This window comes from Indioceanicola profundi, assembly GCF_003568845.1.
Classification (GTDB): domain Bacteria; phylum Pseudomonadota; class Alphaproteobacteria; order Azospirillales; family Azospirillaceae; genus Indioceanicola; species Indioceanicola profundi.
In genome coordinates this window covers 2,269,395-2,295,931 of sequence record NZ_CP030126.1, presented here as the reverse complement: position 1 = coordinate 2,295,931, position 26,537 = coordinate 2,269,395, and the positions used below count along the sequence as shown (strand labels likewise).

The window sequence follows — 26,537 nt, the reverse complement described above, 5'->3', positions numbered from 1 at the left end:
AAAGGATTATTGCAATGCAGCGAGGTTCATCCGGACCAGCGTGCTGCGCCGCCGAAGGCTTACCGCGCGGCCATGCCCGCGCCGCATTTGATCCCGCCCGGAAAACGCGCTAAACCACGCCCCGAAATGCCACCCCGGCGCACTGCCCGCGCCCCGGACGCTGGAGCCGGGCCAACGACGGGCATCAAGCCGGTCCCAGGTGACGATCCGACCCCGATGGAGGAGTCCCCGTGTCCACGATCACCGGCCAAGACAGCCTGAAAACGCGCCGCACCCTCGAGGTCGCCGGCAAGAGCTACGATTACTTCAGCATCCCGGAAGCGGAGAAGACGCTGGGCGACGTGTCGCGCCTGCCTTTCTCCATGAAGGTGCTGCTGGAGAACCTGCTGCGCTTCGAGGACGGGCGCACGGTGACCGTCGACGACGTCAAGGCCGTTGCCGAGTGGCTGAAGAACCGCAAGTCCGACCGCGAGATCGCCTATCGCCCGGCGCGCGTGCTGATGCAGGACTTCACCGGCGTGCCGGCGGTCTGCGATCTGGCCGCGATGCGCGAGGCCATGGCCGACCTGAAGGGCGATCCGACCAAGATCAATCCGCTCTCCGCCTGCGATCTGGTCATCGACCACTCGGTGATGGTGGACGCCTTCGGCACGCCCAAGGCGTTCGAGGAGAATGTGGAGCTGGAGTTCCAGCGCAACGGCGAGCGCTATGCGTTCCTGCGCTGGGGCCAGAAGGCCTTCGACAATTTCCGCGTCGTTCCGCCGGGCACCGGCATCTGCCACCAGGTGAACCTGGAGTATCTGGCCCAGACCGTCTGGACTGACCGTGACCAGCACGGCGCCACCGTGGCCTATCCGGACACGCTGGTCGGCACCGACAGCCACACCACCATGGTCAACGGCATGGCCGTCCTGGGCTGGGGGGTCGGCGGCATCGAGGCCGAGGCGGCCATGCTGGGCCAGCCGGTCTCCATGCTGATCCCCGAGGTTGTCGGCTTCAAGCTGACCGGCAAGCTGAAGGAAGGTGCGACCGCCACCGACCTGGTGCTGACCGTGACGCAGATGCTGCGCGCCAAGAAGGTGGTCGGCAAGTTCGTGGAGTTCTACGGCCCCGGCGTGCAGAACCTGACGCTGGCCGACCGCGCCACCATCGGCAACATGGCTCCGGAATACGGCGCCACCTGCGGCATCTTCCCGATCGATGCCGAGACGATCCGCTTCCTGGCGTTCACCGGCCGCGATCCGGAGCGGGTGAAGCTGGTCGAGGCCTATGCCAAGGCCCAGGGCATGTGGCTGGAGCCGGGCGCCGCCGATCCGGTCTTCACCGACTCGCTGGAGCTGGACCTCTCCACCGTCGAGTCCTCGCTGGCCGGCCCGAAGCGCCCGCAGGACCGCGTGCAGCTCTCCACCGCCGCCGGCGACTTCGCGAAGTTCCTGGCCACCGACGTGGCCGGCCGGCCGACCAGCCAGCCGACCCCGGTGAAAGGGGCCGACTACACGGTCGACCACGGCCATGTGGTGATCGCGGCCATCACGAGCTGCACCAACACCTCCAACCCCTCCGTCCTGGTCGCCGCCGGTCTGGTGGCGAAGAAGGCGCGTGAGCGCGGCCTGACCCGGAAGCCCTGGGTGAAGACCTCCCTCGCCCCCGGCTCCCAGGTGGTGACGGACTATCTGGAGGCGTCGGGCCTGCAGCAGTACCTGAACGAGGTCGGCTTCTATCTGACCGGCTATGGCTGCACGACCTGCATCGGCAACTCCGGCCCGCTGCCGGAGCCCGTCGCCGAGGCGGTGGACGAGGGCAAGCTGACCGTCGCCAGCGTGCTGTCCGGCAACCGCAACTTCGAAGGCCGCGTCAACCCGCAGGTCCGCGCCAACTACCTGGCCTCCCCGCCGCTGGTGGTGGCCTATGCGCTGGCCGGCTCCATGCACATGGACCTGACCCGCGAGCCGCTCGGCACCGGCAGCGACGGCCAGCCCGTCTATCTGCGGGACATCTGGCCGAGCAACAAGGAGATCGAGGACACCATCCGGCAGTATCTGACGCCGGAGATGTTCAAGTCCCGCTACGCCAACGTCTTCGAGGGGCCCGAGCAGTGGCGCACCATCGAGACGGCGGAGGGTCAGACCTACAAGTGGCAGGACAACTCCACCTATGTGAAGCGGCCGCCGCTGTTCGAGGGCATCACCATGACCCCCGACGCCGTCAGCGACGTGAAGGGTGCGCGCGCCCTGGCGCTGCTGGGCGACAGCATCACCACCGACCACATCAGCCCGGCCGGCAGCATCAAGAAGTCCAGCCCGGCGGGTGAATACCTGCTGAGCTATCAGGTGCGTCCGGAGGACTTCAACAGCTACGGCGCCCGCCGCGGCAACCACGAAGTCATGATGCGCGGCACCTTCGCCAACATCCGCATCAAGAACGAGATGGTGCCGGGCGTCGAAGGCGGGGTGACCAAGTACATCCCGACCGGTGAGGTCATGCCGATCTTTGACGCCGCCATGCGGTACCAGGCCGACGGCACCCCGCTGGTGGTGATCGCCGGTGCGGAGTACGGCACCGGATCGTCGCGCGACTGGGCGGCCAAGGGCACCCGCCTGTTGGGCGTGAAGGCCGTGGTGGCGGAGAGCTTCGAGCGCATCCACCGCTCCAACCTGGTGGGCATGGGCGTTCTGCCCCTGCAGTTCCAGGCCGGCGTGACCCGCCAGAGCCTGAAGCTGGACGGCACCGAGACCTTCGACATCGAGGGTGTGGAAGCCGGGCTGAAGCCGCGCATGAACCTAAAGATGACCATTACCCGCGCCAACGGGTCGAAGGAGACGGTGGACCTGCTCTGCCGCATCGACACGCTGGACGAGGTCGACTACTACAAGCACGGCGGCATCCTGCAGTACGTGCTGCGCGGCCTCGCTTCCGAGAAGCAGGCGGCCGAGTAAGCGGCGGGACATCCCGGCGCTTTGCCGAGCGGTACGGAAGGGCGGTGGGAAACCACCGCCCTTTTCGTTTGCCCGGTGCTCCGTTACCGGGGCGCCGCTTCGGCAAGGCAGCGCCGCGTCCTGACCACGGGGTAGCGCAGCCCACCACGCTCGAAGAAGGTTTCCTTCTCGGCTAGGAATCCGTGGCGCTGGTAGAAGGGTACGGCGTTCAACGTGGCGACCACGGTGATCGGGCCGTCGAAATCCTCCGCTGCCCGCATCAATGCGAATTCGAACAGCAGCCGGCCGAGCCCGCGCCCGGCCAGATCGGGCCGGACGAAAAGCAATGTGATTTCGCCAGCGACAGCGCCGGTGAAGCCGGCCATCTCTCCCCCGGTCTCGGCCAGCCAAATCCTTCCGGCTTTCAGCCAGGGGGCGTAGATGTCGGGCGTCCGCTCCTCGAACCATCTGTCGATGTGCAGCGGGGAGTAGGCATCGGCGCACAGGGTGCGGACACAATCCTTGTGCAGACCGAACAGAGCAGGCGCATCTTCCAGGCCTGCCAGTCGGATCGAGGAGGGAGCGCGCTCCGTCATTGCAACACCTGCCAGATCGTGCGCCCAGACTGTACTATGGGTGAGGCGGCGCACAGTCGGAAACTGCTTCCGTGCGGCATCTGTAACAGGCTTCCCCTGCATCGTCCGCCCCGGTACTGTGCCGGAAAATTCGTTCCGGATGAGACGATCCGGACCAGAGGCGAGGACGATCCCGAGATGCTTTCAAACAGCCTGCCCATGTTCGATTTCGGCCTTGGCGAAACGGCCGACATGCTGCGCGACGCCGTGCGCACCTTCGCGGCCGACGAGATCGCGCCGCGCGCCGAGCAGATCGACCGCACCGACCAGTTCCCCATGGACCTCTGGCCCAAGATGGGCAGCCTGGGCGTGCTGGGCGTCACGGTGGAGGAGGAATGGGGCGGGGCCGGCATGGGCTATGTGGAGCACATGGTGGCGATGGAGGAGATCAGCCGCGCCAGCGCCTCCGTCGGCCTCTCCTACGGCGCGCACTCCAACCTCTGCGTCAACCAGATCCGCCTGAACGGCACCGACGAGCAGCGCCGTCGCTATCTTCCCAAGCTGATCTCCGGCGAGCATGTGGGGGCGCTGGCCATGTCGGAGCCGGGGGCGGGGTCCGACGTGGTCTCCATGAAGCTGCGGGCGGAGAAGCGGGGCGACCGCTATGTGCTGAACGGCACCAAGATGTGGATCACCAACGGGCCGGACGCCGATACGCTGGTGGTCTATGCCAAGACCGATCCGGAGGCCGGGCCGAAGGGCATCACAGCCTTCCTGATCGAGAAGGGCTTCAAGGGCTTCTCCTGCGCGCAGAAGCTGGACAAGCTCGGCATGCGCGGCAGCCACACCGGCGAGCTGGTCTTCCAGGATTGCGAGGTGCCGGAGGAGAATGTGCTGGGCCAGCTCAATGGCGGCGTCCGCGTGCTGATGTCCGGCCTGGATTATGAGCGGGCCGTGCTGGCGGCCGGGCCGCTGGGCATCATGCAGGCCGCCCTCGACATCGTCGTGCCCTACATCCACGAGCGCAAGCAGTTCGGGCAGAGCATCGGGGAATTCCAGCTCATCCAGGGCAAGGTGGCGGACATGTATGTCGCGCTGAACTCCTGCCGCGCCTATGTCTATGCCGTGGGACGGGCGGCGGATTCCAAGCGCATCACCCGCAAGGACGCCGCCGGGGCCATCCTGCTGGCGGCGGAAAAGGCCACTCAGGTGGCGCTGGACGCCATCCAGATCCTGGGCGGCAACGGCTATATCAACGACTACCCCACAGGCCGCCTGCTGCGCGACGCCAAGCTGTATGAGATCGGCGCCGGCACCAGCGAAATCCGCCGCATGCTGATCGGGCGGGAGCTGTTCCGCGAAACGCACTGATTGATCACTTGCAGGGGTCATAGGACCAGGGCCATCCTCCCGCCGCGCACGGGTTGCGTGCATGTCGGGAAGGGTGGCCTTTTTCATGTCGGATACCGGATCGGGCGGGATCGAGCTGATTTCCGTCCATACGCCCAAATGCGGCGGCATTTCTCTGCTCTCGGCACTGAAGGGCACCTATGGCAGGGGGCTGTTCCAGGATTATCAGGATTTCCCGGCCAGCCCGACCGCGAGGATGCATCTGGACCCGGACGGCTTCTTGCAGGATGCGCTCGCCAGCGGCTATCCCTGGCTGGCCGGGAAGCAGGCGGTGCATGGGCATTTCTGGCTGCGTAAGTACGACCGGCTGACCAATGCCGCCCGGATCACCTTCCTGCGCCATCCGGTGGACCGGATCATCTCCCTCTATTTCTACTGGCGCAGCGTGCAGGACCCGGACCATCCTATGGTCCGCTACATCGCCCAGCATCAGCCGGACATCGCGGCCTTCGCCAATATGGAATGGATCAGGGCCGACCTGACCCGCCGGTTCTTCCGCAACGTCACGCCCGCGGATTTCGACTTCATCGGCTTCCACGAGGAGATGGGGGAGGGGATATCGCGCCTGTCCCGCCTGCTGGGCCGCGATCTCGCAATGCCGGTCCAGAATATCAACGACTTCCCTGCCTATGCGGACGAGGTGGCGCGGATCAAGGGCGATCCCGCCCTGATGGCCCGACTGGAAGCCGCCGCAGCGGAAGAGATGCGGTTTTATTCAGCCGCGCGGGAGCGGTTCTGCTGAAACAATGGGTTCCGTAACCGGAGAGACCACCTATATCCCGTGGTGCGGCGGGACTTGGCCCCGCCGTTCGCCGGGACCGATTGTCTGCCGGTTCCGGCCCTTTCCGTGACTAGGCCCCGGGCTGCCCATCAAGGGCGCCCGGGTTTTTTCTGCCCTTCCGGTTAGCCCCCGATCTCCACATCCTTGTGCAGCGTGTCCTTCACATAGACGACCTGCACGATGGTCATCACGGCCACGGCCATGGGAACCGCGAACAGGACCCCGATGGGACCGAACAGGGAGCCGAATACCAGCAGGGCGAAGATGCCGACGACAGGAGGCAGGGATACAGCCTTCCTCTGGACCACCGGCATGATCACATTGCCCTCGAGTTGCTGAAGGAAGAGGTAGAAGAGGATCGTCCAGAGGGCGAGCGTCGGGCTGACGGTCAGTGCCAGCAGCACGCCCGGTATGGCCGCCAGGATCGGTCCGGCGAAGGGAATGAATTCCAGCAGACCTGCGATGAGGCCGAGCGCCAATGGCGCCGGCACGCCCATGAGCCACAGGCCGACGCCGGTCAGGATGCCGATGATCACCATCTCCGCCAGTTGCCCGGCCGCCCATAGCCAGAGCGTATCGCCGGTGCGGTCCAATACCTTGCGCACCTCGTTCGTCTCATCATGAGGCACCAGCTTGGCCACGCCGGCGCGGTAGAGCCCCGGCTGGAAGGCCAGGAAAATCGCCCCGAACAGGACCAGCACGAACTGGGTGGCGCCGTCGACGATGGTCATCAGCAGTGAACCTGCCTGACGGACCAGCCAACCGATGCTGCTGGCCGCACCGTCCGGAATGACGCCGTCGCCGGCGGCCGGGGAGCCGCCCTGCGGCTGTGCGCCCTTCGGCTGGCCGCTGCCGCCGGCTGCGGGTTGTGGCGGTGCGCCGTTGCCCTCCTCCTGCCCGCCGCCCTGGCCTTGGGGCGCGCCCTGGGGCGGGCTGCCGCCATTCTGTTGCTGGCCGCCGCTCCGAAGGCTTTCCAGCCCGCCGGTGCGCTCCAGCAGCTCCCGCCCCCACTGGGTGGAGCCGATCTGCCGCTCGATCTGGGACAGGCTGGTGGGGATGCGCTCGGCGAGCTGGCTGAACTGGTTCGAAACCTGGGAGCCGAACAGCCAGCCGAACCCCGCCAGCACAGCCAGCAGGAGCACCAGCACGGCGGCGACCGCCGGCGTGTCCGGCAGACCGGTCCAGCGGGTCAGCAGGTTCGCCAATCCGCGGAAGATCACTGCGAACAGAATGGCCCCGAACAGCAGCACCAGCGCATGCGATGCGATCCAGAGTACAGTCGCGACCACCCCCATCAGGAACAGGATCAGGGCGCGCCGGACAAAGGTGCGGTCGCTGATGCCGCCGTGCGGCGTAGATTCGCTGAACATTCACAATCCCCGGTGTGGCGCTCCACCGGGGAAAACCGCCGGACCCTCGGCGCGGTTCCGGCTTTTCCGGACCTGCTCAGTCCGGGCGCGTGCAGCCGCCGGGCGTGCAGCGGCCCTCCAGCTCGTCGATGCGGCGGGCCATGTTGCGCACATTGTCGATCAGGATCTGAACGAGCTGGCGCAGCAGCGGGTCCGCCCCGTACAGGCTTTCCCGCATCACCGTGGCCGGCATGCGCATCAGCACCGACTCGGCATCGGCGGAGGCGTTCGCCATGCGCGGCTTCTTGTCGAAGATGGCCATCTCGCCGAACACGCCGCCTTCTTCGACGATGCCCAGGATGGTGGGGCGCTCGGGGTCGCCGGTCCAGATCCGCACCCGCCCCTTCTCGACCACGTACAGGCTGTCGCCGGGATCCCCTTCCTGGAAGACCGGCTCGCCCGTCTCATAGGGGCGGCGCTGGAAGGCTGCGGACATATGGCGGCTCCTCTCCTGCGGACGGAACGCCCTGTCTGTACACCCGCCCGGGCGGCCTGTCACGGCTCGCACCGGCTCGCCGCCATAGGGGCGGATTCCGGCATGGTGCGAACACCGGGCCGGAACGGGACTGAAACAACAATTACGCGGACGACATCCGGCGGCAACCGCGGGCCACTAGGGTCCGGCCATCGAAAGCAACCGCCGAACCGGAAGCCCGCTATGTTCATGCCCGACACGACCCGCCTGATCGCCGCCGGCACCGTGCTGGTGGCCGTAGCCATCGCCTCCACCTCCGTCCGCGCCGATAGCGTCGCTTTCACCGGGGCCGATCTCGTCGTTCACCGCGTGGCCGGCATCTCGCCCGCCGAAAGCGGCGTCTGCACCGCCGACCTCACCATCGCCGCCCCGAAAGGCAAGACGCTGCTGGTGGAGGCTGTGCGCGGCCACGGGTTCAGCCGTGCCGAGGTCAAGGGTGAACTGCCCCGCTTCGTCATGACCAGCACCAGCTCCGGACACTCCACCAATCACGCGCTGACCGTCGGATACGTCAATGCCGCCCGCCGCTACTTCTCGGCCGAACTGTCCCGGCCGGTTACGGTATCGCCCGGCGCTGTGCTGACCGCCGTGGTGGAATTGCCGGCCGGCAACGCCGCCCCGATGACCTGCCGCTTCCAGATCGAGGGGCGGCTGGTGGATACGCTAGCGGGAAGCTGAGCCCATGCGGCGGGGAGACGAGGAGTCTTGGCCCGGCAGCGCCGCCGCCCTACGATGCGCGTTCCAGCTTCGAGGAAGAGAGCGCATCGATGACGGGCAGAAGGGCCCAGAACCCCGACGGCCCCGCCACGCCGCCGGCAGGCCCCTATATGAGTACGCGCGAGGTGGCCGTATATCTGCGCATGGGGGAGAGGACGATCTACGATCTGGTCCAGTCCAGGCGCATTCCCTGTGTCAAGGTTGCCGGAAAATGGCTCTTCCCCGTCGCTGAAATCGATCGCTGGGTGGAGGGGCGGCGGGAGACCGGTCCCACGCCCGCTCCGGCCAGGGTTCCCAATGTGCTGGCCGGCAGCCGCGATCCGTTCCTGGACTGGTGCGTGGGGGAGTCGGGAAGCGGGCTAGCCCTGTCCGGCGGCGGCAGCCTGTCCGGCCTGCGCCAGATGGCGGCGGGGGAGGCGGTTGCCTGCGGCATACACATGCTCGACCCGGCCACCGGCCGCTACAACGAAGCGGCAATCCTGGAAGAGTTGGCGGATCTGGATGTCGTCGCGGTGGAATGGGTCCGGCGGGAGCAGGGGCTGGTGCTTGCCCCCGGAAACCCGCTGGGCCTCACAGGGGCAGGGGACCTTGCAAGGTCCGGCCTCCGGGTCGCCGTGCGTCCGGAAGGCAGCGGCGCGCACATTCTGCTGCGCCACCTGCTGGCGGAGCACGGCCTGTCCATCGGGACGCTGAATCTATCGGGTCCGCCGGCGCGGACCGGATTCGATGTCGGGTTGGCCGTGCTGGAGGGGGCTGCCGATGTGGGGCTCGCCACCCGTGCCGTCGCAACGCGTCTCCGCCTCGGTTTTGTGCCGCTCGCCTGGGAGCGGTTCGACCTCGTGGTGCGCCGCTGGCATTATTTCGAGCCGCCGGTCCAGGCGCTGATGACCTTCGCCCGGAGCGATGCCGCACGGGCGAAGGCGGCAGCGCTGGAAGGGTATGACCTCTCCGGTCACGGGGCCGTCCGCTACAACGCTCCGCAGGCATAGCAGGCGGACGGGCCAGCCGTTCAGCTCTCCCGGATGGCGACGGGAAGGCCGGGGGCGGGGCGGGCAGCCTCCCCATCCTCGCCGGCGCCGTTCCCGCGGCGGCCTCCGCCAGAGCGGCGTGTGGGCTGGCGCTTCTCGCCGCTGTCCTTATCGCTTGCGCCGGGCAGGACATGGCGTGCGGCTTCGACCACGGCTCCCGTCGCAACCTCCGCCACACCGCGCACGGCGCTGCTTACAAGGTCGGAGCCGGCATGGCCCGCCTCCCGGCCCGACTGGGCAAGATTGTGGCCGCCGCTTGCCAGTACATCCCGGACCTTCTCGCTGCCCACCAGCGAGCCGGCCACTGCGACCAGCGCCCCGGCCACCACCTCCCGACCGGTGGGGGTCTCCAGAAGCTCCGCCAGAGAGCCGCCGGACTTGCGCAGGACCTTCGGGACCTTGATCCCGGCGATCTTCTTGGGAAATTTGGCTTTTTTGCTTTTACTCTTGCTCTTCGACATGTCCGCAGACCTCTTGCCTTCGTCACGGAACTGTCAAACAGCAATTCAGGCGTGGCGTTGCGGCGAGGGGAGCAGAGAACCTCCGGCGGGGTGGTCAGCGGGCGATGACAGTGCTGTGCGGATAGCCCCGGTCCTGTGCGGTCACGAGCCCGGTAATCGCAGCCGCGATCTTTTCGCCGCCTTCCACCGATGGTTCGATGGGGTTGGCATAATCGCGGGGGCTGTCACAGATCAGGCGAAGGTCGAGCAGGGGAAGCCCGCGCCTGAAGGCGGCCCGCGTGATGACGTCATTGAACAGGGCAAGCCCGGTGGTCACCAGCCGCTGGCGAAGCGGATCGGGATAATTCGCATCGTAGATGGTGCAGACGGCCGTAGGGAGGCCCGGCTCCAGCACGGACCCGAGCATGGCGTCATAGCCTTGCTGGAATCGGGCGCGGATTTCCGCCAGCTGCCCAACGGCCTCCGCCACCGACCGGGCCGCCTGGTCAAGGATGCCGGAGGCCCCCAGCGCATCGTTGCCGCCGGCGCTCACCACCAGATGGGTCGCATCGCGGGGCAGACGCAGCATCTGCTGCGCGACGCCGCCGGTTACGGCGCCGTCGCGTGCCAGAAGCGTCACCCGCCATCCCGCGGGCAGGCTCCGTTCCAGTTGCGCCCTGACATCCGGGCCGCCGGCCACATAGGCCGCATTGTCGAAAATGGAGTCGCCGAGCAGTACGACATGGGACATGACCATTTCTCCGGCCGAGTCCAGAACGATGCCGGACCAACAGCCGTGCAGACGGCTTGTGCCCTGTGGTCGCTCAGACCGCCTTCTTCCTGGCGCGCGGCGCGCGGACGGGCTTTTCAACCTTGCGGGATGAAATCTCCGCCTGGACGGCCGGCAACAGCGCGGCGGCGGCGGCCTGCTGCTTGGCGCTGCCGGACTGGGACAGGCGGACTGCATTGGCCTGCAGGTTCGTCAGCGAGGCGTCCGTCATCGCCGGCAGCTTTTCGATCAGGTCCATCGGGTTCGTCCTTTTTGGGTTTGGATGCCTTCAACAGCGCAAACCTGCGCCATGACCGGTCGGAAATGAAAAAGGGCAGCCGAAGCTGCCCTTTCTCGGTGCCAGGTCCGCGGCGCTCAAAGCGCGCGCAGATCCTCGGCAGAGGTCTTGCCCTTGCGCGGGTCGCGCACGGCCTCGAAGGAGACCTTCTGGCCCTCATTGAGGTTGCCGATGCCGGCACGCTCAACGGCGGAGATGTGGACGAACACGTCGGACGAGCCGTCTTCCGGCTGGATGAAGCCAAAACCCTTGGTGGGGTTGAACCACTTAACAGTACCGATAGCCATGGGTCAGTTCCCTTTCTGGCGTTGCCCCACACACAAGATGCACGGGGGCATCAAATTCACTTCGGGAAGAGACCCAGACCCACGGATGGGGCTGGCGAACACGTAGCCCAGAGTAACCTCGACCACCTCCAGATGGGAGGGCGGACAGGCATATGCAAGCGGAAAACCTCTTCATCCGAAAAGATGGGGCCGCGTCCGGGCATTCAGCCGGTGACGGAAACCTCCACCTGCATGCCGGCGAAGGCGTCGTTCATGCCGACAAAGCTGCCGGCAACCGGGATGACCTGGCGGATATCGCGGGCGACTGCGACGGGAATCAGGTTGAAGCCGCCGACCCGGCGGTTCGTCGGGTCGAAGGTGATCCAGCCGGCCCCGGGCACATAGACTTCCGCCCAGGCATGGGTGGAACCGGGGCTTCCCGCTCCCGCCCAGCTCTGATCCGGATCATGGAAATAGCCGGAAACGATCCTGGCGCCGAAGCCCAGGCAGCGGACCGCCTCGACGAACAGGACGGCCAGATCACGGCACGATCCCCAGCCGCGGTCCAGCGTGTGAATCGGGGACTGGGTTCCTTCCTCCTCCCGGGATTGGTAGCTGATCCAATCCGCGACGCCGCTGTTCACGTCCTTCAGAAGGGAAAGCGTGTCCGTCACATCGCCCCGGACGAAGCCGAACGCCCAACTGCGCAGCCGCCCGGCCGTGTCCGGATGTTGCGGAGCCGCCAGCGCGCCGAGATCGGTCCACTCCTCATCGGAATAGCGGAAGGGATAGGAGATGGCGGACGCCGCGATGGAGAAAATCGGCCAGGCCGCGGCATGAAGCTGGAGTACCGAGGTGCTGTCGACGACCAGGACATCGGTCATGCCCTGGAAACTGGCCGTCGCCACCGCATTGCCGAAAACATCCTGTGCCCAGTTCACCATCCCGCCCGGCGTCACCGTCAGCATATGGGAGATGAGGCGCAGTTCCGGGCTCTCCCGCGGGCGTAGCATCAGCCGGTGCGGTCCCAGCTCTACGGCTCGGTGATACCGGTAAGTGGTCCTGTGATGAATCCTGAGCTCGGTCAACGGCATCTCCAGGATCGGGCGGCGATAGTCTGAAAACGGCGCACGGCTGCCGGAATTCCCGCGCCGCACAAGATTACAGGCCTTGTGCAGAACGGGCTTGACAAAAGAACGACCGTTCGTTTTTATTCCCGCTATGAGCAAGGGCGAACGCACACGCGCGGCAATTCTGGACGAGGCGCTGGACATGACCAGCACCGAAGGGCTGACCGGTCTAACCATCGGCAGCTTGGCAGACCGGCTGCGCATGTCCAAGAGCGGGCTGTTCGCCCACTTCGGTTCCAAGGAGCAGTTGCAGCTGGCCGTGCTGGAGCATGCGGCGGAAGTGTTCACCGAGGAGGTGTTCCGCCCGGCCCTGGCGCAACCTACCGGACTGCCGCGGATCGAGGCGCTGTTCGACAACTGGATCGCCTGGAGCAAGAGTTCCAAGCTACCGGGCGGATGCCCCATCCAGGGCGCGTCGATCGAGTTCGACGACCGACCCGGTCCAATCCGCGATTTCCTGGCCTTGACGCAGGAACGGCTGATGAAGGCCATCGGCGGGGCTGTCCAACGGGCGATAGATGCGGGGCATCTGCGTCCCGATATGGATGTGGAGCGGTTCGCGTTCGAGTTTGTCTCCCTGTCTTACGGTTTCGGCCTGACCTACCGTCTGATGCATCACCCGCGGGCTGAAGAAATGGCGCGCAAGGCCTTTGCCGACATCCTGGACCGGGCAAGGCTTCGTCCCGTTTCCCTTGATCCCTTCGCCTGGGACGGCAGGGATGCCGCCGGGCGCTTCTGGAGGACCGAGCAATGGTAAGTCTTCTGGGTTCTGAAAATAGCACGAACGTTCGAGCTAATGTAATCAGTTGGCTGCTCGACGCCTTAGCGGAAGAGGGGCGGGCCGCCTCTCCAGCCGAAACGGCGGCGCTGGACTTCATCACGCCGGAACGGCATGTGGCTCCGCCCATGCTGCCGGAACCTTCCGGCGGCACGGTGCTCGCCGTTCCGGGGTGGTCGCCGCATCTGGCGGCCCGGCTCTGGGGCGGGCATCTGCACGGCGCGCCGACGGTGCTGCTGCTGCATGGGTGGGAAGGGCAGATGTACGATATGGTGGGCTTCGTCCAGCCGTTGCTGGACCGGGGATACCGTGTCGTGGCCCTGGATGCGCCGGCGCACGGCCGATCCTCTGGCGAGACCGCCACCCTTACCGATTTTGCCCGTGCCGCGGTGGCGGTCGCCGCCATTGTAGGCCCGCTGGCCGGTGCGATCGGCCATTCGCTTGGCGGAACCGCGCTGGCGCTGGCGGCCGAGGAGGGGGCGCATATTCCCCGATTGGCGCTGATTGGCGCGCCGGCCCACCCGCTGCGCTTCGCGCTAGGCACCGCCCGTCGCCACCGGCTGGATGCGGATCAGACCGGAGAGATGCTGCGCCTGATCGGAAAGGCCGCCGGCCGGCGGGTCGAAGCCGTCTCGCTGCCGGCCATTGCGGCCGGCCTGTCCGCGCGCGGCATGGTGGTGCATTCCGCCGAGGACCGGATCGTGCCGGTGGCCGATGCGCTGGAAACGGCGGGAAGCTGGCCGGGCGCACGCCTGCATCTGGTCGACGGGCTGGGCCACCGCCGTCTGCTCTCAGATCCCGGCGTGGTGCAGGATGTAGTGGATTGGATGAGCGGACCATCGACCTAGGGCTGCGGCTCGGCAAGTGTTCGGCGCATCAGGCCAGGACTGGATAACAGACAGGCTCAAAGTCTGCGGAAGGGAAGAGGATCGTGCACCAATTCATCATGCCTGTAATCACGCCGCTTTATGCCGGGCTGTGCGGACTGTTGCTGCTGGGGCTCAGCTTTCTGGTCTCGCGTCAGCGGTTGCGGAGCAAGGTCTCGACCGGCGACGGCGGCATTCCGGCCCTGGCCGGCGCCGTCCGGGCGCATGGGAACTTTGTGGAGTATGTGCCGCTCGCCCTGGTCCTGATCCTCCTGGTGGAAATGGCCGATCAGGCCGAATTGACAGTTCATCTGATGGGGGCCGCTCTGGTGTTGGGGCGGTTTCTCCATGCGTACGGCATCTCCACCCATCCGGGCGGCAAAAGCTTCGGGCGGATGTGGGGTACAGTGCTGACCTGGCTGGTGATCCTGCTGGCGTCCCTCAAGCTCATCGTCTGGTCCATCATCAGGATGACCGCGGCCTGAAGGCCGCAGAACGATAAATCTACGGGAGTGAATCCATGTCGAGCGATTCGATCGTCATCGTCTCCGCCGCCCGCACCGCCATGGGCGGCATGCTGGGCGATCTCTCCGCCGTGCCGGCGGCCCAGCTCGGCGCTGCCGCCGTCCGTGCGGCGGTAGAGCGGGCCGGTGTGAGGCCGGAAGAGATCGACGAAGTCATCATGGGCAATGTGCTGCAGGCCGGCCAGGGGCAGGCTCCCGGCCGTCAGGCAGCCCTGGCCGCCGGCCTGCCGCTGGGCGTGCCGGCAACCACCATCAACAAGATGTGCGGCAGCGGCATGAAGGCCGCCATGATGATCCATGACCTGATCGCGGCCGGCAGCATCGATGTCGGCATCGCGGCGGGGATGGAGAGCATGTCCAACGCGCCCTACCTGCTGGACCGGGCGCGCAGCGGCTACCGCTACGGCCATTCCACCGTCTACGACCACATGGCGCTGGACGGGCTGGAGGATGCCTATGACCGAGGCCGGGCCATGGGCACCTTCGCGGAGGAGACGGCGACCCACTACCAGTTCACCCGCGAGATGCAGGACGAATACGCGCTGGAATCCCTGCGGCGCGCCAAGGCCGCCATTGAGGACGGCACTTTCGCGGCCGAGGTGGTGCCGGTCACCGTCAAGGACCGCAAGGGCGAGACGGTGGTGGAGCGGGATGAGCAGCCGCTGAAGGCCAAGCCGGAGAAAATCCCCACTCTGAAGCCCGCCTTCGCCAAGGGCGGAACGGTGACGGCCGCCAACTCCTCCTCCATCTCCGACGGAGCGGCGGCGCTGGTGCTGATGAAGCGGAGCGAGGCGGAGAAGCGGGGGCTCAGGATCCTGGCGGAGATCAAGGGCCATACCAGCCACGCCCGCGAGCCGAACTGGTTCACCACCGCCCCCATCGGGGCCATGCAGAAGCTGTTCGACAAGACCGGCTGGCAGGCCAAGGATGTCGATCTCTATGAGATCAACGAGGCCTTCGCCGTGGTCACCATGGCGGCGATGCGGGAGTTCGACCTGCCGCGCGACAAGGTGAATGTCCATGGCGGCGCCTGCGCGCTGGGCCACCCGATCGGGGCCAGCGGCGCGCGTATCCTGGTCACCCTGCTGAACGCGATGGAGAAGTACGACCTCAAGCGCGGCGTCGCCTCCCTCTGCATCGGCGGCGGCGAGGCCACCGCCATGGCGGTGGAGCGGGTGCACTGAGGGCGGGGCGGCAGCCGGCTTCTCCGTTCTGCCGATCCCGTAGGTCGGATCAGGCGCGAGAGCGCCGTAATCCGACGGGTCCCGGGAAGTGTCGGATTACGCGGCTGGCGCCGCTAATCCGACCTACGGGGGCATCAGGCCCCCGCCGGCGCCTTCGCCAGCGCCTCCAGCACGATCCCCTCCGTCAGGAGCTGGGGCAGCACTTCCGGTTCGGCCTCGCCGGGCCGATAGAGCAGGTAGAGGGGCACGCCGTTGCGGCCGAACCGCTCCAGCACGCGGGCAATCTCCGCATCGCGGTTGGTCCAGTCGCCCTTCAGATAGACCACGCCCCGCTCCGCCATGGCCTGCTTGACCGAGGCGCTGCCTAGAGAGGTGTTCTCGTTCACCAGGCAGGTGATGCACCAGGCGGCGGTGAAATTGACGAACACCGGCCGGCCTTCCGCCCGCAGCTCTTCCAGCCGCGCCTCGCTGAAGGGCTCGTGATCTGCCTTGGCATCCTTGACGCCGGGCGTGAGGCCGCTGGCCGGGGTCGCCACGGCCGGCACCTGGGCGGTGGTGACCAGCGCCAGCACCAGGGCGATGCCGGCCAGCACGCTGCCGCCGGTGCGCCACATGCCGGGGCTTTCCCGCGTGACGCCGAACAGCCAAGCCCCGAAGCCCAGCAGCACCATGCCGCCCAGCACCGCCGCCACCGCGTTCGGCCCGGCCTGGATGGACAGCACCCAGACCAGCCACACGGCGGTGGCGTAGAGCGGGAAGGCCAGGGCCTGCTTCACCCGGTCCATCCATAGGCCCGGCCGGGGCAGGCGGCGCAGCAGCGCCGGGCTCCAGGTCAGGGCCAGGAAGGGCAGGGCCATGCCCAGGCCCAGCGCCAGGAACACGGACAGCGACACGGCCCAGGGCTGCAACAGGGCGAAGCCGATGGCCGTGCCCATGAAGGGGGCGGTGCAGGGGGTGGCCACCACGGTCGCCAGCACGCCCGTGAAGAAGCTGCCGGCATAGCCGCCGCGCGTGGCCAGCGAATGGCCGACGCCCTGGACCCGGCCGCCCAGGCTGTAGACCCCGCTCATCCACAGGCCCAGCAGGAACATCACATAGGCCAGGATGCCCACCACCAGCGGGTCCTGAAGCTGGAAGCCCCAACCGATCTGCGCCCCGCCGGCCCGCAGCGCGATCAGCGCGCCGGCCACGGCGGCGAAGCAGACCAACACGCCGGCCGTATAGGCCAGACCGTGCGTCCTGGCGTGCGCGGCATCATGCCGGATCAGCGCCAGCGCCTTCATGCTCAGGACCGGGAACACGCAGGGCATCAGGTTCAGCAGCGCTCCGCCCAGCATGGCCAGCAGAAGGGCGCCCAGCAGCCCGGTTGCCGCGGTATCCATGGCCGCCTGCGTCATCGCAGGCTCCCCGCCGCCCGACGCACCGCCGGTGGCGCCGCCCGCGGGAGAGGCCGCCGCGGCCGCATCCTTCCGGACGGGGGCGCTGATGGCCAGGGCCTGCCGTACCGGCTGCCCCCCATCCAGATTCTCGGTCAGCACCAGCACGCCCGTTACCGTCTCCGGCATCTCCGTGCCGGGCAGGGCGGGCATGGTGAGGCGCAGCCCATCGGGGCCGGCCTCGAAGCTCTGTTCCCCATTGGCGGGGGTGACGGCCCAGTGCTCGGGGAAGAAGAAGGCGCTCTCCACCCGCCCGCTGCCAAGGTCCGGCAGTTCCAGGCGCAACTCATGCGCGTCCGGTCCGGCCGTGAAATTGGCTTGCACCGGGCTCGGCACGGGCAGGCTGGCGCGGGCTTCCGCGAATAGGGCGGCAGCCTCCGGCGAGGGCTGCGCCGGCTCCGCCGCGACCGGCACGTCCAGGGTCAGCACCGCGGATTCGGGGATGCAGATATCCTCGCAGACCAGCCAGTCGGCATTGGCGGTCAGGGTCACCGTCTCGCCCGGCACGGCCGTTTCCGGCACGGTGACGGGGACCAGCAGATGCACCTCGTCCTTGTAGCCGAAATTCACCAGCGGCCCGATGGGGAAGCGCTCCGGCGCCGGCCAGACGATGTCGCCGGCCTGCCAGCCCTCCGGCAGTTCCCAATTGATGCTGGTGGCAATGCCGCTGTCGCCGGGATTGATCCAGTAGGTATGCCAGCCGGACCGGATGCGCTGGGTCTTGGCGATCCACAGGGTCTGGCCCGGAACGGCCGCCCCTTCCGCCGTCAGCTCCGCCTCCACATTCTCCGTCCGCACGGGATTGGCGGCCAGCGCCGTCGTGGCGGTGGCGATCAGGGCTCCGGCAAGTATAAGGCCGGCCCGGCGGCGTGCGGTGAGGTCCAGCATGGCGGATTCGGGTCCTTGAAGCGTCCTCGGCAGGGCTGAATGTAGGGTCGCCAGGGCTCCGCCGCCACCAGGGCGCGCAGCCTTGTGACATTGTATCGCTTTCCGGCGCTCTTGGCACGCATGCACGGAGTTGAAGGCAGCCTCCCGGACGGGTACGGTCCAAACCCCGCCAGCCGGTACGATATCCAATGCCTGTAGCCCCGGACCCCGATCCGGGCGGAGTTCGAAGGAAGATTTCCATGGCCACCCACCGCACCAAGGTCCTGATCATCGGCGCCGGCCCGGCCGGCTACACCGCCGCCATCTATGCCGCCCGCGCCAATATGCAGCCCACGCTGGTCCAGGGCATGCAGCCCGGTGGTCAGTTGATGATCACCACGGAGGTGGAGAACTATCCCGGCTTCGCGGAGGCGGTGCAGGGCCCCTGGCTGATGGAGCAGATGGCCCGGCAGGCGGAGCATGTCGGCACCAAGATGATCTTCGACCTGATCACCGACGTGGATTTCTCAAAGCGGCCCTTCGTCTGCAAGGCGGACAGCGGGGATGAGTACGTGGCCGACGCCGTCATCATCGCCACCGGCGCCCAGGCCCGCTGGCTGGGCATTCCGGGCGAGCAGCATTTCCAGGGCGCCGGCGTCTCCGCCTGCGCCACCTGCGACGGCTTCTTCTTCCGCGGCAAGGAGGTGGCGATCGTCGGCGGCGGCAACTCCGCGATGGAGGAGGCGCTGTACCTCACCCACCATGCCAGCAAGGTGACGATGATCCACCGCCGCGACAGCTTCCGCGGCGAGAAGATCCTTCAGGACCGGGTGCTGAACAACCCGAAGATCGAGGTGGTCTGGAACCACATGGTGGACGAGATCCTGGGCGAGGGCGGGGAGAGCTTCGAGAATCCGAAGCGCGTGACCGGCGTGCGCCTGAAGCACAGCCAGACCGGTGAGACGCAGGAGCTGAAGCTGGACGGCGTCTTCGTCGCCATCGGCCACGACCCGGCCACCAAGGTCTTCAAGGGCCATGTGCAGATGGATGATGAGGGCTACATCATGACCAAGCCCGACAGCACCAAGACCAGCGTGCCCGGCGTGTTCGCCGCCGGCGACGTGAAGGACAAGGTCTTCCGTCAGGCCGTCACCGCAGCTGGCATGGGCTGCATGGCGGCACTCGAGGTGGAGAAGTGGCTCGCCACCATCGAGGCCGGCCCGGAGGCCGCCTTCGCCGAGGCCTCCCGCCCGGACATGATCGGGGCGTGGTAACGGGCCTGTAATCGGGTAGGGGGCGCTCCTGGTTCCGCGGACGGCCGACGCCTGGAATGGCGTCGGTTTCGGGGCAAAGTCAGGTGCGCCTCCTTTTGCATGTTCCCTGCATCCGGGGTGGTTGCCAAGGAACCACACCTCCGGCCATCATTATGGTCGTTTGCCGCAGCCTGCCCACTACCCGTAGCGTCCAGGCAAAACTCAGTATATCATCCATGCGCCGGGTGCATCCTGCACCCGGCCAAGCATGCACGGCTGGAGTCCGCCGGCCGGGCCATTCCTAGGGATAGGACATGGATTGGGATAAGCTGCGCGTGTTCCACGCGGTGGCCGAAGCCGGCAGCTTCACGCACGCCGGTGAAACTCTGAACCTCAGCCAGTCGGCGGTCAGCCGGCAGATCAGCGCGTTGGAGGAAAGCCTCCATGTGCCGCTGTTCCACCGCCATGCGCGCGGCCTGATCCTGACCGAACAGGGCGAACTGCTGTACCGTACCGCGCGCGAGGTGTTCGCCAAGCTCTCGATGACGGAGGCAATGCTCTCCGAATCGAAGGAGCATCCGAAGGGGCCGCTGAAGGTGACCACTACCGTCGCCTTCGGTTCCACCTGGCTGACGCCGCGGGTGCGTGAGTTCCTCGGCCTTTATCCCGACGTGCAGCTTACTTTGCTGCTGGACGACAATGAACTCGACCTGTCGATGCGTGAGGCGGATATCGCCATCCGCATGACCGCGCCGCGCCAGCCGGACCTGATCCAGCGGCACCTGATGACCGTGCGCGTCCACCTCTACGCCCATAAATCCTATATCGAGAAGCGGGGCATGCCGCAGACCCTGGCAGACCTCGACTCGCACGACATCATCGCCTATCCGAACGATACCAAAGCGCCGGTGCCGAACATCAACTGGCTGCTGCATGTGGGTGAGCCGCCAGGGGGCGAGCGGCGCACGACCCTTCGTGTGAACAGCCTCTATGCCATTTCCCGTGCGGTGCAGAGCGGTCTTGGCATTGGTTCGCTGCCGGACTATGTCGTGGAAGGGCTGACGGACGTGGTCCGCATCCTTCCCGACGTCAACGGCCCCCGCATCGACGCCTACTTCGTCTATGCCGAGGAACTGCGCCATTCCAAGCGCATTGCCGTGTTCCGCGATTTTCTGATCAAGAAAGTGGCGGAAACCTTCCCGAACGGTGCCGGAGCCTGAGGGCCGAACCCTCTAGCTGCAGGCAATAGGATTTCAGGGGCGCTGGTCCGGACGGAGCAGCGCCCCTCTCTTTTCCGGAGCGTTCCTGACAAAGCCATGCGTATGACGCATGGCTCCGCTATGCGAATGACTCTGGAAACCGCAGCGCGGCTGCATATCTTTGCGGCTGTCGGCTGCTGCATCGCACAATGTGCCGCGCGGCTGACACTTCACCTCGGATACCCGTCCGAGGTTGGGCCTCTGGCCCTACGTCTCCCAGACGTGAAGCCTCCCTGTTCAACTCGCCCGGAAAGCCTCTGGTTTTCCGGGCAGTTTTTTTTCGGGGCAGGCGTACAGGCCGGGGCTAACGCAGCAGTCCGGCAGCCGCCTGACTTCCGCTGCTCTGCGGAGCCTGCCCAGCGGGAAGCGCATCCTGATGTCTGCGCAACGCATCCGCTGCTGTCCGGTCCGCATCGGCCTGTTCCGCAGTAGATGTCTGTTCATAGCTGCACCCGCCCGCCAGCAGGCCAATGCCAAGGATGAGAATACAGGTTCGCATGGGGTCCTCCGGCGGCTGCAACCGGCCGCGGGCATGGGGGTTCCGCGGGGCGGCCACAGCGGTTCCTGTATTCTATGTCGTGCGTACCCAGGCGCCTGCCAGCGCGCAAAGCGCGAACCGAAATTGCAGCGCTTCGAAAGGAGCGATTGTTGCCAGTTACCAGCTGTGACATAAATAAGTAAATATCTGGGGCGCTTCATGGCTGCGAAGGGTTCGAGCCTATCTTATAGGAAGTCCGTTGCCCGGACTTTTGGGTAAACTCACATATATCTTTGATAGCTGGATAATGGACTGGGTGCGCCGGGGCTAACCCTGTGTTTTCCTTGCGCTTGGTCAGGCTGAGCTATTCAAATCCCTGTACTTTCCCGATCGGTGTCGAAGATCGTGCTCACTTCGATCTATGGCGTCGCCATGCCTGCCCGCCTTGCTGGCGGAATCGGATGGATACGAGCAGGAGCAAGCGAGCTTGACCATCACTACGCTTCACGGGCGCGATTCCGCGTCACCGATGCAGACCGCCAGTCTCGACCGGCTTCTGTCCGAACGGATCGAACTGCTCCGCATCGCCCTCATCATCGGGATCATGATCATCCATATCCCGTATGACATGGAGCACAACCCCTATGAGAAGGGACGCGCCGCCTTCGAGTGGCTCATCCTCTATCTGCGCGAGGGTTTCTTCCGGGCGGGCGTTCCCTGTCTCAGCGTCATCTCCGGCTGGCTCCTGGCGCGCCAGGCCGACCGTGGCTATCCGGCGCTGGTGAAGAAGAAGTTCAGAACCTTGATGGTCCCCTATCTCTGCTTCAACCTGCTGACATTCTGCGCGGTTCTCGCCATGCAGGTTGCCGGGGCGGGGACCTACTGGGAGCCGATCGACGAGGCCGATACGTCCGAGCTTCTCAACATGCTCTTCGGGTTGAGTGCTCCGCCCATCAATATCGCCCTATATTTCCTGCGCGACATGATGGCATGCGTTCTTCTGGCCCCGATCCTATTCTGGGGCGCGCGGAACGCGCCGATGGCCGTGCTGGTCCCGATCCTGCTGTTCTCCCTGGCGGGGCCAAGGGCGCTGATGCCGGACGGCGTGCAGGAGTATTTCCTGTTCATCATCCGTCCGGACATCCTGCTGTTCTTCTATATCGGCATCGTCGTCAGAATCCGCGGACTGGACGCCACCGCCTTCGATCGCTATCTCGGCCCGGCCCTGGCGATCGGTATCCTGGGCGGAGCGGTTTCCGCCTTGATCGTCGAGCTTGAAGTCTCGACTCCGGTCCGGCAGGCGCTGCTCCTGTCCACCAAGGCGGCGATCAGCCTTTCCGTCTGGATCATCTCATCCCCGCTGGTCCGGTCCGGGATCGGAAAGTGGCTGGCGCGCAATGGGCACAAGGCTTTCTGGCTCTTCTGCACACATGTGCCGTTCCTGACGCTGCTCTTCATGCTGTGGGGACGGACGGGCTGGCCTTATGAGCTGTACTATCTGCTGGTCGTTCCGGTCGCCGTGACGCTTCTTCTGCTGATCCATCGGGCGTTGCGCCAGCGCACGCCCCAACTCCTGAGCGCCATTCTTGGATCGCGCAGCCTGCCCAGGCAGAAATCGGCGGCTATGGCCGGGAGCTAGGAAGGTCCCGGGCGGTCCGGCATCGGAGCCGGTCAGGGTGCGTCATAGCCCTTCGGAATGAGCCGCAACTCGTACAGGGTCGGGTCCTCCTGAAAGAAGAGGCCGGCCTCGCGCCGGGAGTAGGGGGGCAGGTAATCGATCTCCGTCTCCGCCGTTTCGACCACCTTCCCGTCCCGATGCAGCTCCCCTTCAATCTTCAAGGATGCCGCCGTTGCAGCGCTGTCGTTCCTGGCCATGAACTGGACGACGAAGCTGTTGCCGCTTTGCTGGATATGAACCTTCTCAACCGTGATGGCAGGTACGTAGGATCGGCTGGACAGCGCGAACCAGGCCATATAGCCGATGATGCCGGCGAGCGCGGCAAGGCCCAGCAGGCCCACCGCCCACTCCCAGGGAGAGGTGCTGGAACCCTGAATCCTCTCGGGGATGGATGCCCGGCCCATGGAACAGCTCCTTCGCTCACAGAATGATCCGTGCCGCCGCCGCCCCGATTGCGCAGGGGAAGCCCAGCACGATGCAGGCGCTGAGGACTTCCTCGACTCCGACCCCTTCCGTCCGGCCGAAGGTCCACAGCAGATAAAGACAGATGATCAGTACGATGACGTATCCGACCACGGTGAAGCGAACGAACAGGCTGGCCACCTCTGCCCAGCTTCTGGGCTGCGCCTCGCCCGGAAAGTCGACGGAATAGACGAAGGCGTGCATGAGGAGCAGGGAGACGAGGGCCAGCGCAATCTCGCGCCACGGCTCCATCATGTAGGAGATCAGGATCATCTCCTCCGTCGGCGCGACATTCAGGCCCAGGAACAGCGCGCCGGCGGCCATGAGCAGAAGCTCGGCCGGATAGCTCGGGTCGGTGTCGCTCTCGCCCACGGTCTTGTCGCCGGTCTGCGCCCTGGCCAGGATGGCGCCGAAGCTGCCGGGAAAGGCCTGGAGGGCGATCTTCCCGATGATCTCGCTGGGCGGCATGTCCGGCGTCAGGACCTTGAAGAGGTAGAGGACGCTGGCCGCCATCACGAGGGCGACGGCAATGGCGACGAAGGCGTCAACGACGTCGTCGCGCAGACAGGCCGTATGCTGGAATCCGCCGAAGCGCGCCAGACCGATCAGCAGGGGAACCTGGATGATGAGAAGCAGGATCAGCTTCCAAGGATCGATGTAGAAGCCGATCCACCACATCTCCATGGTCATCAGCATCGGCAGGGCAAAGATGAGACTTCCGGCGAAGGCGCGGGCCAAGCCGATAAAGAAGCGTTGGTTCCGGACTGGAACGTCGGATTCGTGCCGTTCCCCATTCTGACGGCGATTGGCTTCCGCCGTGCTGGACACCTGCGGCTTCTCCTTTCGACTGGACGAATCTGAAACAATGAACTGCGGAAATCATTTCCAGGAGCCGCGTACGATCACACGGTGCGATGGCGCATCGGCAGCGGCCGGCGGAAGCATCGGCAGCTCAGCAGATCAGGGGGAAGCGCACTGACACCGCCGTGCCCTGGCTGGAGCTGTCCACCTCCAGCGTGCCGCCGAGCTGTGCCGCCAGACCTCGGACGAGGCTGAGGCCGGCGGAGCCGGGACGCGGAGGCGCGGTCATGCCGGGGCCATTATCCAGAACCCGCAGCAGGGCCTCCCCAGCGAATGTGGAGGAGAAGTCTACCCGCACGATCGACGCAGGCGGGGCGGCTTCGTCCGGCCGCTGATCCGGCAAGGCGTATTTGACGGCGTTGGTCAGCAGCTCGTTCAGGATCAAGCCCAGGGGCACGGCCTGCTCCGATCGCAGATCGACAGGGGCCGCCTTGACCTCGATCCGCAGATTGGCGCTCGCGGTCTCGACTGCAGAGCTCAGCGCCCGGATATAGTCGGCGGTGTTCAGTAGAGCCGGGCCATCGCGCGGGATCAGAAGATCGTGGGCAAGGGCAATGGCCATGACCCGATCCATCACGTCCTGGATCGCTGCTGTTAGAGCGGGAGTCCCGGCGCTGGCCTTCAGGTTCAGGGCGGCCAGGATCGTCTGAAAGTAGTTCTTGACCCGGTGATGCTCCTCACGGGCCAGCAGGTCCCGCTGGGCGAGCCGCCGGGCCGCCGCCTCTGTCTCAGCGACCAGCGCCTCCTTGTCGCAGATATGCCGGATGGCGGTGCCGAGCTGTACGGCGAAGCTCTCAAGGAAGAGCTGGTCACGCTGGTTGAAAGCGCCGGGGGTCTCGCTGTCCAGCTCCACGACGCCCCAGATCGCGCCGTTGACGGGGACAGGCGCGTTCAGAACGGCTGCTATCCCATGCTCGTTCAGCACTGGAGAGTAGCGGAAGCCCGGAGCGGAACGGTTGTCGGCCAGGAGGACGGGCTGGCCGGTCTGAAGCGCGCGGCCCGCCGGCGATGCCATGTCGATGCCGATCCGGCAGTTGCCGACCACGCCCTCCTGCCAACCGACCCCTGCGATCACCAGGAGATCGCCATTATCAGGCCGGTAGCGCATCACTTTGGTATGAGCTACGCCCGTGGCGCGGGAGAGCAGACGGACGGTGTGGTCCAGCAGCCGGTTCAGGGTCACCGGCCCGGTGGTGAAGCGCCCGAAATCCCGCAGAATCTCCTGATAGCGGTCCGCGCGCTCAAGTGCGGACCGAAGCTTCGAAACCAAGGAGGGTTCGCTGCCGTCGGGGTCTTGCATCACCATGTCCGGCGGAACACGCCTGCATGCTTCGAAGTTCCCGACTTGCCGGAGCAGGAGTCAGGCGGCTCCCGCGGCTGCGCCGATCTGCGGCGTCTCGCTCAGCTCCCCGTCATGCGGATGAACCTCCACGATCTGGAAGCCGGCGCTCTGGGGAAAGCGCACCGCAGCTTTGCGCCGTGCCTTGCGCATGTCGGACGCGAAGACGAACAGGTGCCGCCCCTCATCCCAGAGACGGGTCACCCCAACCGGTTCCAGCGGCTGGGCATGGGAGCGCGGACGCCGGATCAACAGAATCCACCCGCTTTCCTGTAATCCACGCCGCTCATCAAGGACCAGAATGCGCCGATCGACCGCCTCCAGCTCCTCCACCCGGCGCATCATGACGGCGATCCTGTCGTTCAGATGCTCGCATTCCGTACCGTCGGCCCCGGCGGTGAGGCGCTGGTCGAGGCTTTCGCGGGCGAGCGCCCGCAGCTTCTGACTCAGCAGCTGGCGACGGCGCTTCAGGTCGATGATCCCGGCCCGGGCATCCCGCAACTGCCGGCGCGCCCGGATGATGCCGGGCTTTGCGGACAGAAGGACGATCATCGCGCCCAGCAGGATGGCGAACCAGCTCATGCCGGCATCTCCGCCGAAGATTGGGAGCGGCGGGAGAAGGGCTTGGACGCCCGTTCCGCCCCCGCCCGGTCTTCCATCGGCGCCTCCGCCTGTCCGTCTGCCGTCCTGACGGGTCCGTCGATGTTCAGGGCCTGGATGCTCAGCAGCTTGAAGCCCGTAGTGCGGGGGAAGACCCGCTCGAATTCCGACTTCGCCTCCTCCGGCCCGCTGGCCCAGACGTGGACGGGGCAGGGGCGCGCCCAGCTGCCATCGTAGAAGGCATGACGCTCTCCGCGCGCGACCTGGTGGGCCACGGAACTGTTGACGGCCATGATCTCGAACGGGCGGTTCGGAAGCTGCTCGGCTCCCACCACGCGTACGAAGCGGTGCGGCTCCCGCTCCAATTCGCGCAGCCGTGTCCGGAGTTGCTTCTCCTGCCGCTCGCTGCCGAACAATATGCTCGCGGCTCCGGCTGCGGCCGCCTTGCGGTTCTCCACCCGCTCCTGGAAGCCGGTGATGAGGCGGGAATAGGCGGCGATCCTGTCCCGCAGCTCCGTCTCCCGCGCCAGATGGCGCAGGATGCTGATCTGGATCTGGCTACAGACGGTGATCAGCACCCCCACCGCCACGGCGGTCAGGAACGTCAGCAGCCCGAACTGCAATATGGCGACGATGCCGCTGCCCACGCCGACCGCCCGCTCCTGGTCATGTGATCCAAATCGAAAGTATAGGACCAAACGGCGCGCAGGAAAAGCTCCAGTGAAAGGCGGGGACGGTG

Annotated in this window: 26 protein-coding genes; 12 read left to right on the top strand and 14 right to left on the bottom strand. The window is 66.3% G+C overall.

Features of this window, described 5'->3' with window-relative positions; translation table 11 throughout:
• Window positions 1–230: 230 nt before the first annotated feature.
• A complete protein-coding gene (gene acnA / locus DOL89_RS10950; protein ID WP_119679185.1) occupies window positions 231–2,936 on the top strand; it encodes an aconitate hydratase AcnA in 2,706 nt (901 codons plus the stop codon).
• An 83-nt stretch (window positions 2,937–3,019) separates the two neighbouring features.
• Here acnA and DOL89_RS10945 read toward each other — a convergent pair whose 3' ends face one another.
• Entirely contained in the window at window positions 3,020–3,511 is a 492-nt protein-coding gene (locus DOL89_RS10945; protein ID WP_162937463.1) for a GNAT family N-acetyltransferase, read from the bottom strand.
• Between the two features lie 177 nt (window positions 3,512–3,688).
• On the opposite strand from DOL89_RS10945, the gene DOL89_RS10940 reads away from it, so the two are divergent.
• Together DOL89_RS10940 and DOL89_RS10935 are read left to right on the top strand one after the other, a co-directional pair.
• Window positions 3,689–4,861, top strand: coding sequence for an isovaleryl-CoA dehydrogenase (locus DOL89_RS10940; protein WP_119679183.1), 1,173 nt, complete (start codon window positions 3,689–3,691; stop codon window positions 4,859–4,861).
• A gap of 85 nt (window positions 4,862–4,946) precedes the next feature.
• A complete protein-coding gene (locus DOL89_RS10935) occupies window positions 4,947–5,642 on the top strand; it encodes a sulfotransferase family 2 domain-containing protein (protein ID WP_162937462.1) in 696 nt (231 codons plus the stop codon).
• Between the two features lie 161 nt (window positions 5,643–5,803).
• On the opposite strand, the gene DOL89_RS10930 is transcribed toward DOL89_RS10935, so the two are convergent.
• Both DOL89_RS10930 and DOL89_RS10925 read right to left on the bottom strand, forming a co-directional pair.
• The gene (locus tag DOL89_RS10930) at window positions 5,804–7,051 is read right to left on the bottom strand and encodes an AI-2E family transporter (protein WP_119679181.1); all 1,248 of its coding nucleotides are present in this window, start codon (window positions 7,049–7,051) and stop codon (window positions 5,804–5,806) included.
• A gap of 76 nt (window positions 7,052–7,127) precedes the next feature.
• The gene (locus DOL89_RS10925) at window positions 7,128–7,526 is read right to left on the bottom strand and encodes a Crp/Fnr family transcriptional regulator (RefSeq protein ID WP_119679180.1); all 399 of its coding nucleotides are present in this window, start codon (window positions 7,524–7,526) and stop codon (window positions 7,128–7,130) included.
• Between the two features lie 222 nt (window positions 7,527–7,748).
• Between DOL89_RS10925 and DOL89_RS10920 the strand changes: the two genes are divergently transcribed.
• A complete protein-coding gene (locus DOL89_RS10920; RefSeq protein ID WP_119679179.1) occupies window positions 7,749–8,243 on the top strand; it encodes a hypothetical protein in 495 nt (164 codons plus the stop codon).
• An 89-nt stretch (window positions 8,244–8,332) separates the two neighbouring features.
• A complete protein-coding gene (locus DOL89_RS10915; RefSeq protein ID WP_225889764.1) occupies window positions 8,333–9,271 on the top strand; it encodes a helix-turn-helix transcriptional regulator in 939 nt (312 codons plus the stop codon).
• A gap of 20 nt (window positions 9,272–9,291) precedes the next feature.
• Here the strand turns inward: DOL89_RS10915 and DOL89_RS10910 are convergent, their stop codons facing one another.
• The 5 genes from DOL89_RS10910 to DOL89_RS10890 all read right to left on the bottom strand — a co-directional run bounded on the left by DOL89_RS10910 (window position 9,292) and on the right by DOL89_RS10890 (window position 12,171).
• Entirely contained in the window at window positions 9,292–9,771 is a 480-nt protein-coding gene (locus DOL89_RS10910) for a hypothetical protein (protein WP_119679178.1), read from the bottom strand.
• A 94-nt stretch (window positions 9,772–9,865) separates the two neighbouring features.
• Window positions 9,866–10,501, bottom strand: a complete 636-nt coding sequence (locus DOL89_RS10905; protein ID WP_119680372.1) for an SGNH/GDSL hydrolase family protein — start codon at window positions 10,499–10,501, stop codon at window positions 9,866–9,868.
• A gap of 73 nt (window positions 10,502–10,574) precedes the next feature.
• A complete protein-coding gene (locus tag DOL89_RS10900; protein ID WP_119679177.1) occupies window positions 10,575–10,778 on the bottom strand; it encodes a hypothetical protein in 204 nt (67 codons plus the stop codon).
• Between the two features lie 116 nt (window positions 10,779–10,894).
• Window positions 10,895–11,104 (bottom strand): cold-shock protein, encoded by a 210-nt coding sequence (locus tag DOL89_RS10895; RefSeq protein WP_119679176.1) that lies wholly within the window; start codon window positions 11,102–11,104, stop codon window positions 10,895–10,897.
• Between the two features lie 203 nt (window positions 11,105–11,307).
• Complete coding sequence (locus tag DOL89_RS10890; RefSeq protein WP_119680371.1) at window positions 11,308–12,171, bottom strand: transglutaminase family protein; 864 nt, start codon at window positions 12,169–12,171, stop codon at window positions 11,308–11,310.
• A gap of 184 nt (window positions 12,172–12,355) precedes the next feature.
• Here DOL89_RS10890 and DOL89_RS10885 point away from each other — a divergent pair, with 184 nt between their 5' ends.
• The 4 genes from DOL89_RS10885 (at window position 12,356) to DOL89_RS10870 (ending at window position 15,565) form a co-directional block, all read left to right on the top strand.
• On the top strand, window positions 12,356–12,970 hold the full coding sequence (locus DOL89_RS10885) for a TetR/AcrR family transcriptional regulator (protein ID WP_205574563.1): 615 nt from the start codon (window positions 12,356–12,358) through the stop codon (window positions 12,968–12,970).
• The gene (locus DOL89_RS10880) at window positions 12,964–13,839 is read left to right on the top strand and encodes an alpha/beta hydrolase (RefSeq protein ID WP_119679174.1); all 876 of its coding nucleotides are present in this window, start codon (window positions 12,964–12,966) and stop codon (window positions 13,837–13,839) included. Before DOL89_RS10885 ends, DOL89_RS10880 begins: the two co-directional genes overlap by 7 nt.
• Before the next feature lie 83 nt (window positions 13,840–13,922).
• Complete coding sequence (locus DOL89_RS10875; RefSeq protein WP_205574562.1) at window positions 13,923–14,342, top strand: MAPEG family protein; 420 nt, start codon at window positions 13,923–13,925, stop codon at window positions 14,340–14,342.
• A 35-nt stretch (window positions 14,343–14,377) separates the two neighbouring features.
• Window positions 14,378–15,565: an acetyl-CoA C-acyltransferase gene (locus DOL89_RS10870; protein WP_119679172.1), complete on the top strand. Its 1,188-nt coding sequence runs from the start codon at window positions 14,378–14,380 to the stop codon at window positions 15,563–15,565.
• A 134-nt stretch (window positions 15,566–15,699) separates the two neighbouring features.
• On the opposite strand, the gene DOL89_RS10865 is transcribed toward DOL89_RS10870, so the two are convergent.
• Window positions 15,700–17,889 carry a protein-disulfide reductase DsbD family protein gene (locus DOL89_RS10865; protein WP_119679171.1) on the bottom strand — a complete coding sequence of 730 codons (2,190 nt, stop codon included), beginning with the start codon at window positions 17,887–17,889 and terminating at the stop codon, window positions 15,700–15,702.
• A gap of 239 nt (window positions 17,890–18,128) precedes the next feature.
• On the opposite strand from DOL89_RS10865, the gene trxB reads away from it, so the two are divergent.
• The 3 genes from trxB to DOL89_RS10845 all read left to right on the top strand — a co-directional run bounded on the left by trxB (window position 18,129) and on the right by DOL89_RS10845 (window position 22,497).
• Window positions 18,129–19,142: a thioredoxin-disulfide reductase gene (gene trxB, locus DOL89_RS10860; RefSeq protein WP_119679170.1), complete on the top strand. Its 1,014-nt coding sequence runs from the start codon at window positions 18,129–18,131 to the stop codon at window positions 19,140–19,142.
• A 293-nt stretch (window positions 19,143–19,435) separates the two neighbouring features.
• Window positions 19,436–20,341, top strand: coding sequence for a LysR family transcriptional regulator (locus tag DOL89_RS10855; protein WP_119679169.1), 906 nt, complete (start codon window positions 19,436–19,438; stop codon window positions 20,339–20,341).
• A gap of 1,004 nt (window positions 20,342–21,345) precedes the next feature.
• Window positions 21,346–22,497 carry an acyltransferase family protein gene (locus DOL89_RS10845; RefSeq protein ID WP_162937461.1) on the top strand — a complete coding sequence of 384 codons (1,152 nt, stop codon included), beginning with the start codon at window positions 21,346–21,348 and terminating at the stop codon, window positions 22,495–22,497.
• A gap of 32 nt (window positions 22,498–22,529) precedes the next feature.
• Here the strand turns inward: DOL89_RS10845 and DOL89_RS10840 are convergent, their stop codons facing one another.
• The 5 genes from DOL89_RS10840 to DOL89_RS10820 form a co-directional block, all read right to left on the bottom strand.
• On the bottom strand, window positions 22,530–22,940 hold the full coding sequence (locus DOL89_RS10840) for a TIGR02588 family protein (protein ID WP_119679166.1): 411 nt from the start codon (window positions 22,938–22,940) through the stop codon (window positions 22,530–22,532).
• Window positions 22,941–22,956: 16 nt separating this feature from the next.
• On the bottom strand, window positions 22,957–23,826 hold the full coding sequence (locus DOL89_RS10835) for a TIGR02587 family membrane protein (RefSeq protein WP_119679165.1): 870 nt from the start codon (window positions 23,824–23,826) through the stop codon (window positions 22,957–22,959).
• A gap of 124 nt (window positions 23,827–23,950) precedes the next feature.
• Complete coding sequence (locus DOL89_RS10830) at window positions 23,951–25,159, bottom strand: sensor histidine kinase (RefSeq protein ID WP_162937460.1); 1,209 nt, start codon at window positions 25,157–25,159, stop codon at window positions 23,951–23,953.
• A gap of 60 nt (window positions 25,160–25,219) precedes the next feature.
• On the bottom strand, window positions 25,220–25,780 hold the full coding sequence (locus tag DOL89_RS10825; protein ID WP_119679163.1) for a hypothetical protein: 561 nt from the start codon (window positions 25,778–25,780) through the stop codon (window positions 25,220–25,222).
• The gene (locus tag DOL89_RS10820; protein WP_119679162.1) at window positions 25,777–26,445 is read right to left on the bottom strand and encodes a hypothetical protein; all 669 of its coding nucleotides are present in this window, start codon (window positions 26,443–26,445) and stop codon (window positions 25,777–25,779) included. Before DOL89_RS10820 ends, DOL89_RS10825 begins: the two co-directional genes overlap by 4 nt.
• Window positions 26,446–26,537 lie beyond the last annotated feature (92 nt).

Coding starts and splice junctions, on each gene's coding strand:
- DOL89_RS10855 (WP_119679169.1), top strand. CDS start 19,436: ATGGATTGGGATAAGCTGCGCGTGTTCCACGCGGTGGCCGAAGCCGGC.
- DOL89_RS10840 (WP_119679166.1), bottom strand. CDS start 22,940: ATGGGCCGGGCATCCATCCCCGAGAGGATTCAGGGTTCCAGCACCTCT.
- DOL89_RS10925 (WP_119679180.1), bottom strand. CDS start 7,526: ATGTCCGCAGCCTTCCAGCGCCGCCCCTATGAGACGGGCGAGCCGGTC.
- DOL89_RS10885 (WP_205574563.1), top strand. CDS start 12,356: ATGACCAGCACCGAAGGGCTGACCGGTCTAACCATCGGCAGCTTGGCA.
- DOL89_RS10910 (WP_119679178.1), bottom strand. CDS start 9,771: ATGTCGAAGAGCAAGAGTAAAAGCAAAAAAGCCAAATTTCCCAAGAAG.
- trxB (WP_119679170.1), top strand. CDS start 18,129: ATGGCCACCCACCGCACCAAGGTCCTGATCATCGGCGCCGGCCCGGCC.
- DOL89_RS10830 (WP_162937460.1), bottom strand. CDS start 25,159: ATGCAAGACCCCGACGGCAGCGAACCCTCCTTGGTTTCGAAGCTTCGG.
- DOL89_RS10865 (WP_119679171.1), bottom strand. CDS start 17,889: ATGCTGGACCTCACCGCACGCCGCCGGGCCGGCCTTATACTTGCCGGA.
- DOL89_RS10930 (WP_119679181.1), bottom strand. CDS start 7,051: ATGTTCAGCGAATCTACGCCGCACGGCGGCATCAGCGACCGCACCTTT.
- DOL89_RS10905 (WP_119680372.1), bottom strand. CDS start 10,501: ATGTCCCATGTCGTACTGCTCGGCGACTCCATTTTCGACAATGCGGCC.
- DOL89_RS10920 (WP_119679179.1), top strand. CDS start 7,749: ATGTTCATGCCCGACACGACCCGCCTGATCGCCGCCGGCACCGTGCTG.
- DOL89_RS10900 (WP_119679177.1), bottom strand. CDS start 10,778: ATGGACCTGATCGAAAAGCTGCCGGCGATGACGGACGCCTCGCTGACG.
- DOL89_RS10825 (WP_119679163.1), bottom strand. CDS start 25,780: ATGAGCTGGTTCGCCATCCTGCTGGGCGCGATGATCGTCCTTCTGTCC.
- DOL89_RS10870 (WP_119679172.1), top strand. CDS start 14,378: ATGTCGAGCGATTCGATCGTCATCGTCTCCGCCGCCCGCACCGCCATG.
- DOL89_RS10915 (WP_225889764.1), top strand. CDS start 8,333: ATGACGGGCAGAAGGGCCCAGAACCCCGACGGCCCCGCCACGCCGCCG.
- DOL89_RS10940 (WP_119679183.1), top strand. CDS start 3,689: ATGCTTTCAAACAGCCTGCCCATGTTCGATTTCGGCCTTGGCGAAACG.
- DOL89_RS10880 (WP_119679174.1), top strand. CDS start 12,964: ATGGTAAGTCTTCTGGGTTCTGAAAATAGCACGAACGTTCGAGCTAAT.
- DOL89_RS10945 (WP_162937463.1), bottom strand. CDS start 3,511: ATGACGGAGCGCGCTCCCTCCTCGATCCGACTGGCAGGCCTGGAAGAT.
- DOL89_RS10895 (WP_119679176.1), bottom strand. CDS start 11,104: ATGGCTATCGGTACTGTTAAGTGGTTCAACCCCACCAAGGGTTTTGGC.
- DOL89_RS10935 (WP_162937462.1), top strand. CDS start 4,947: ATGTCGGATACCGGATCGGGCGGGATCGAGCTGATTTCCGTCCATACG.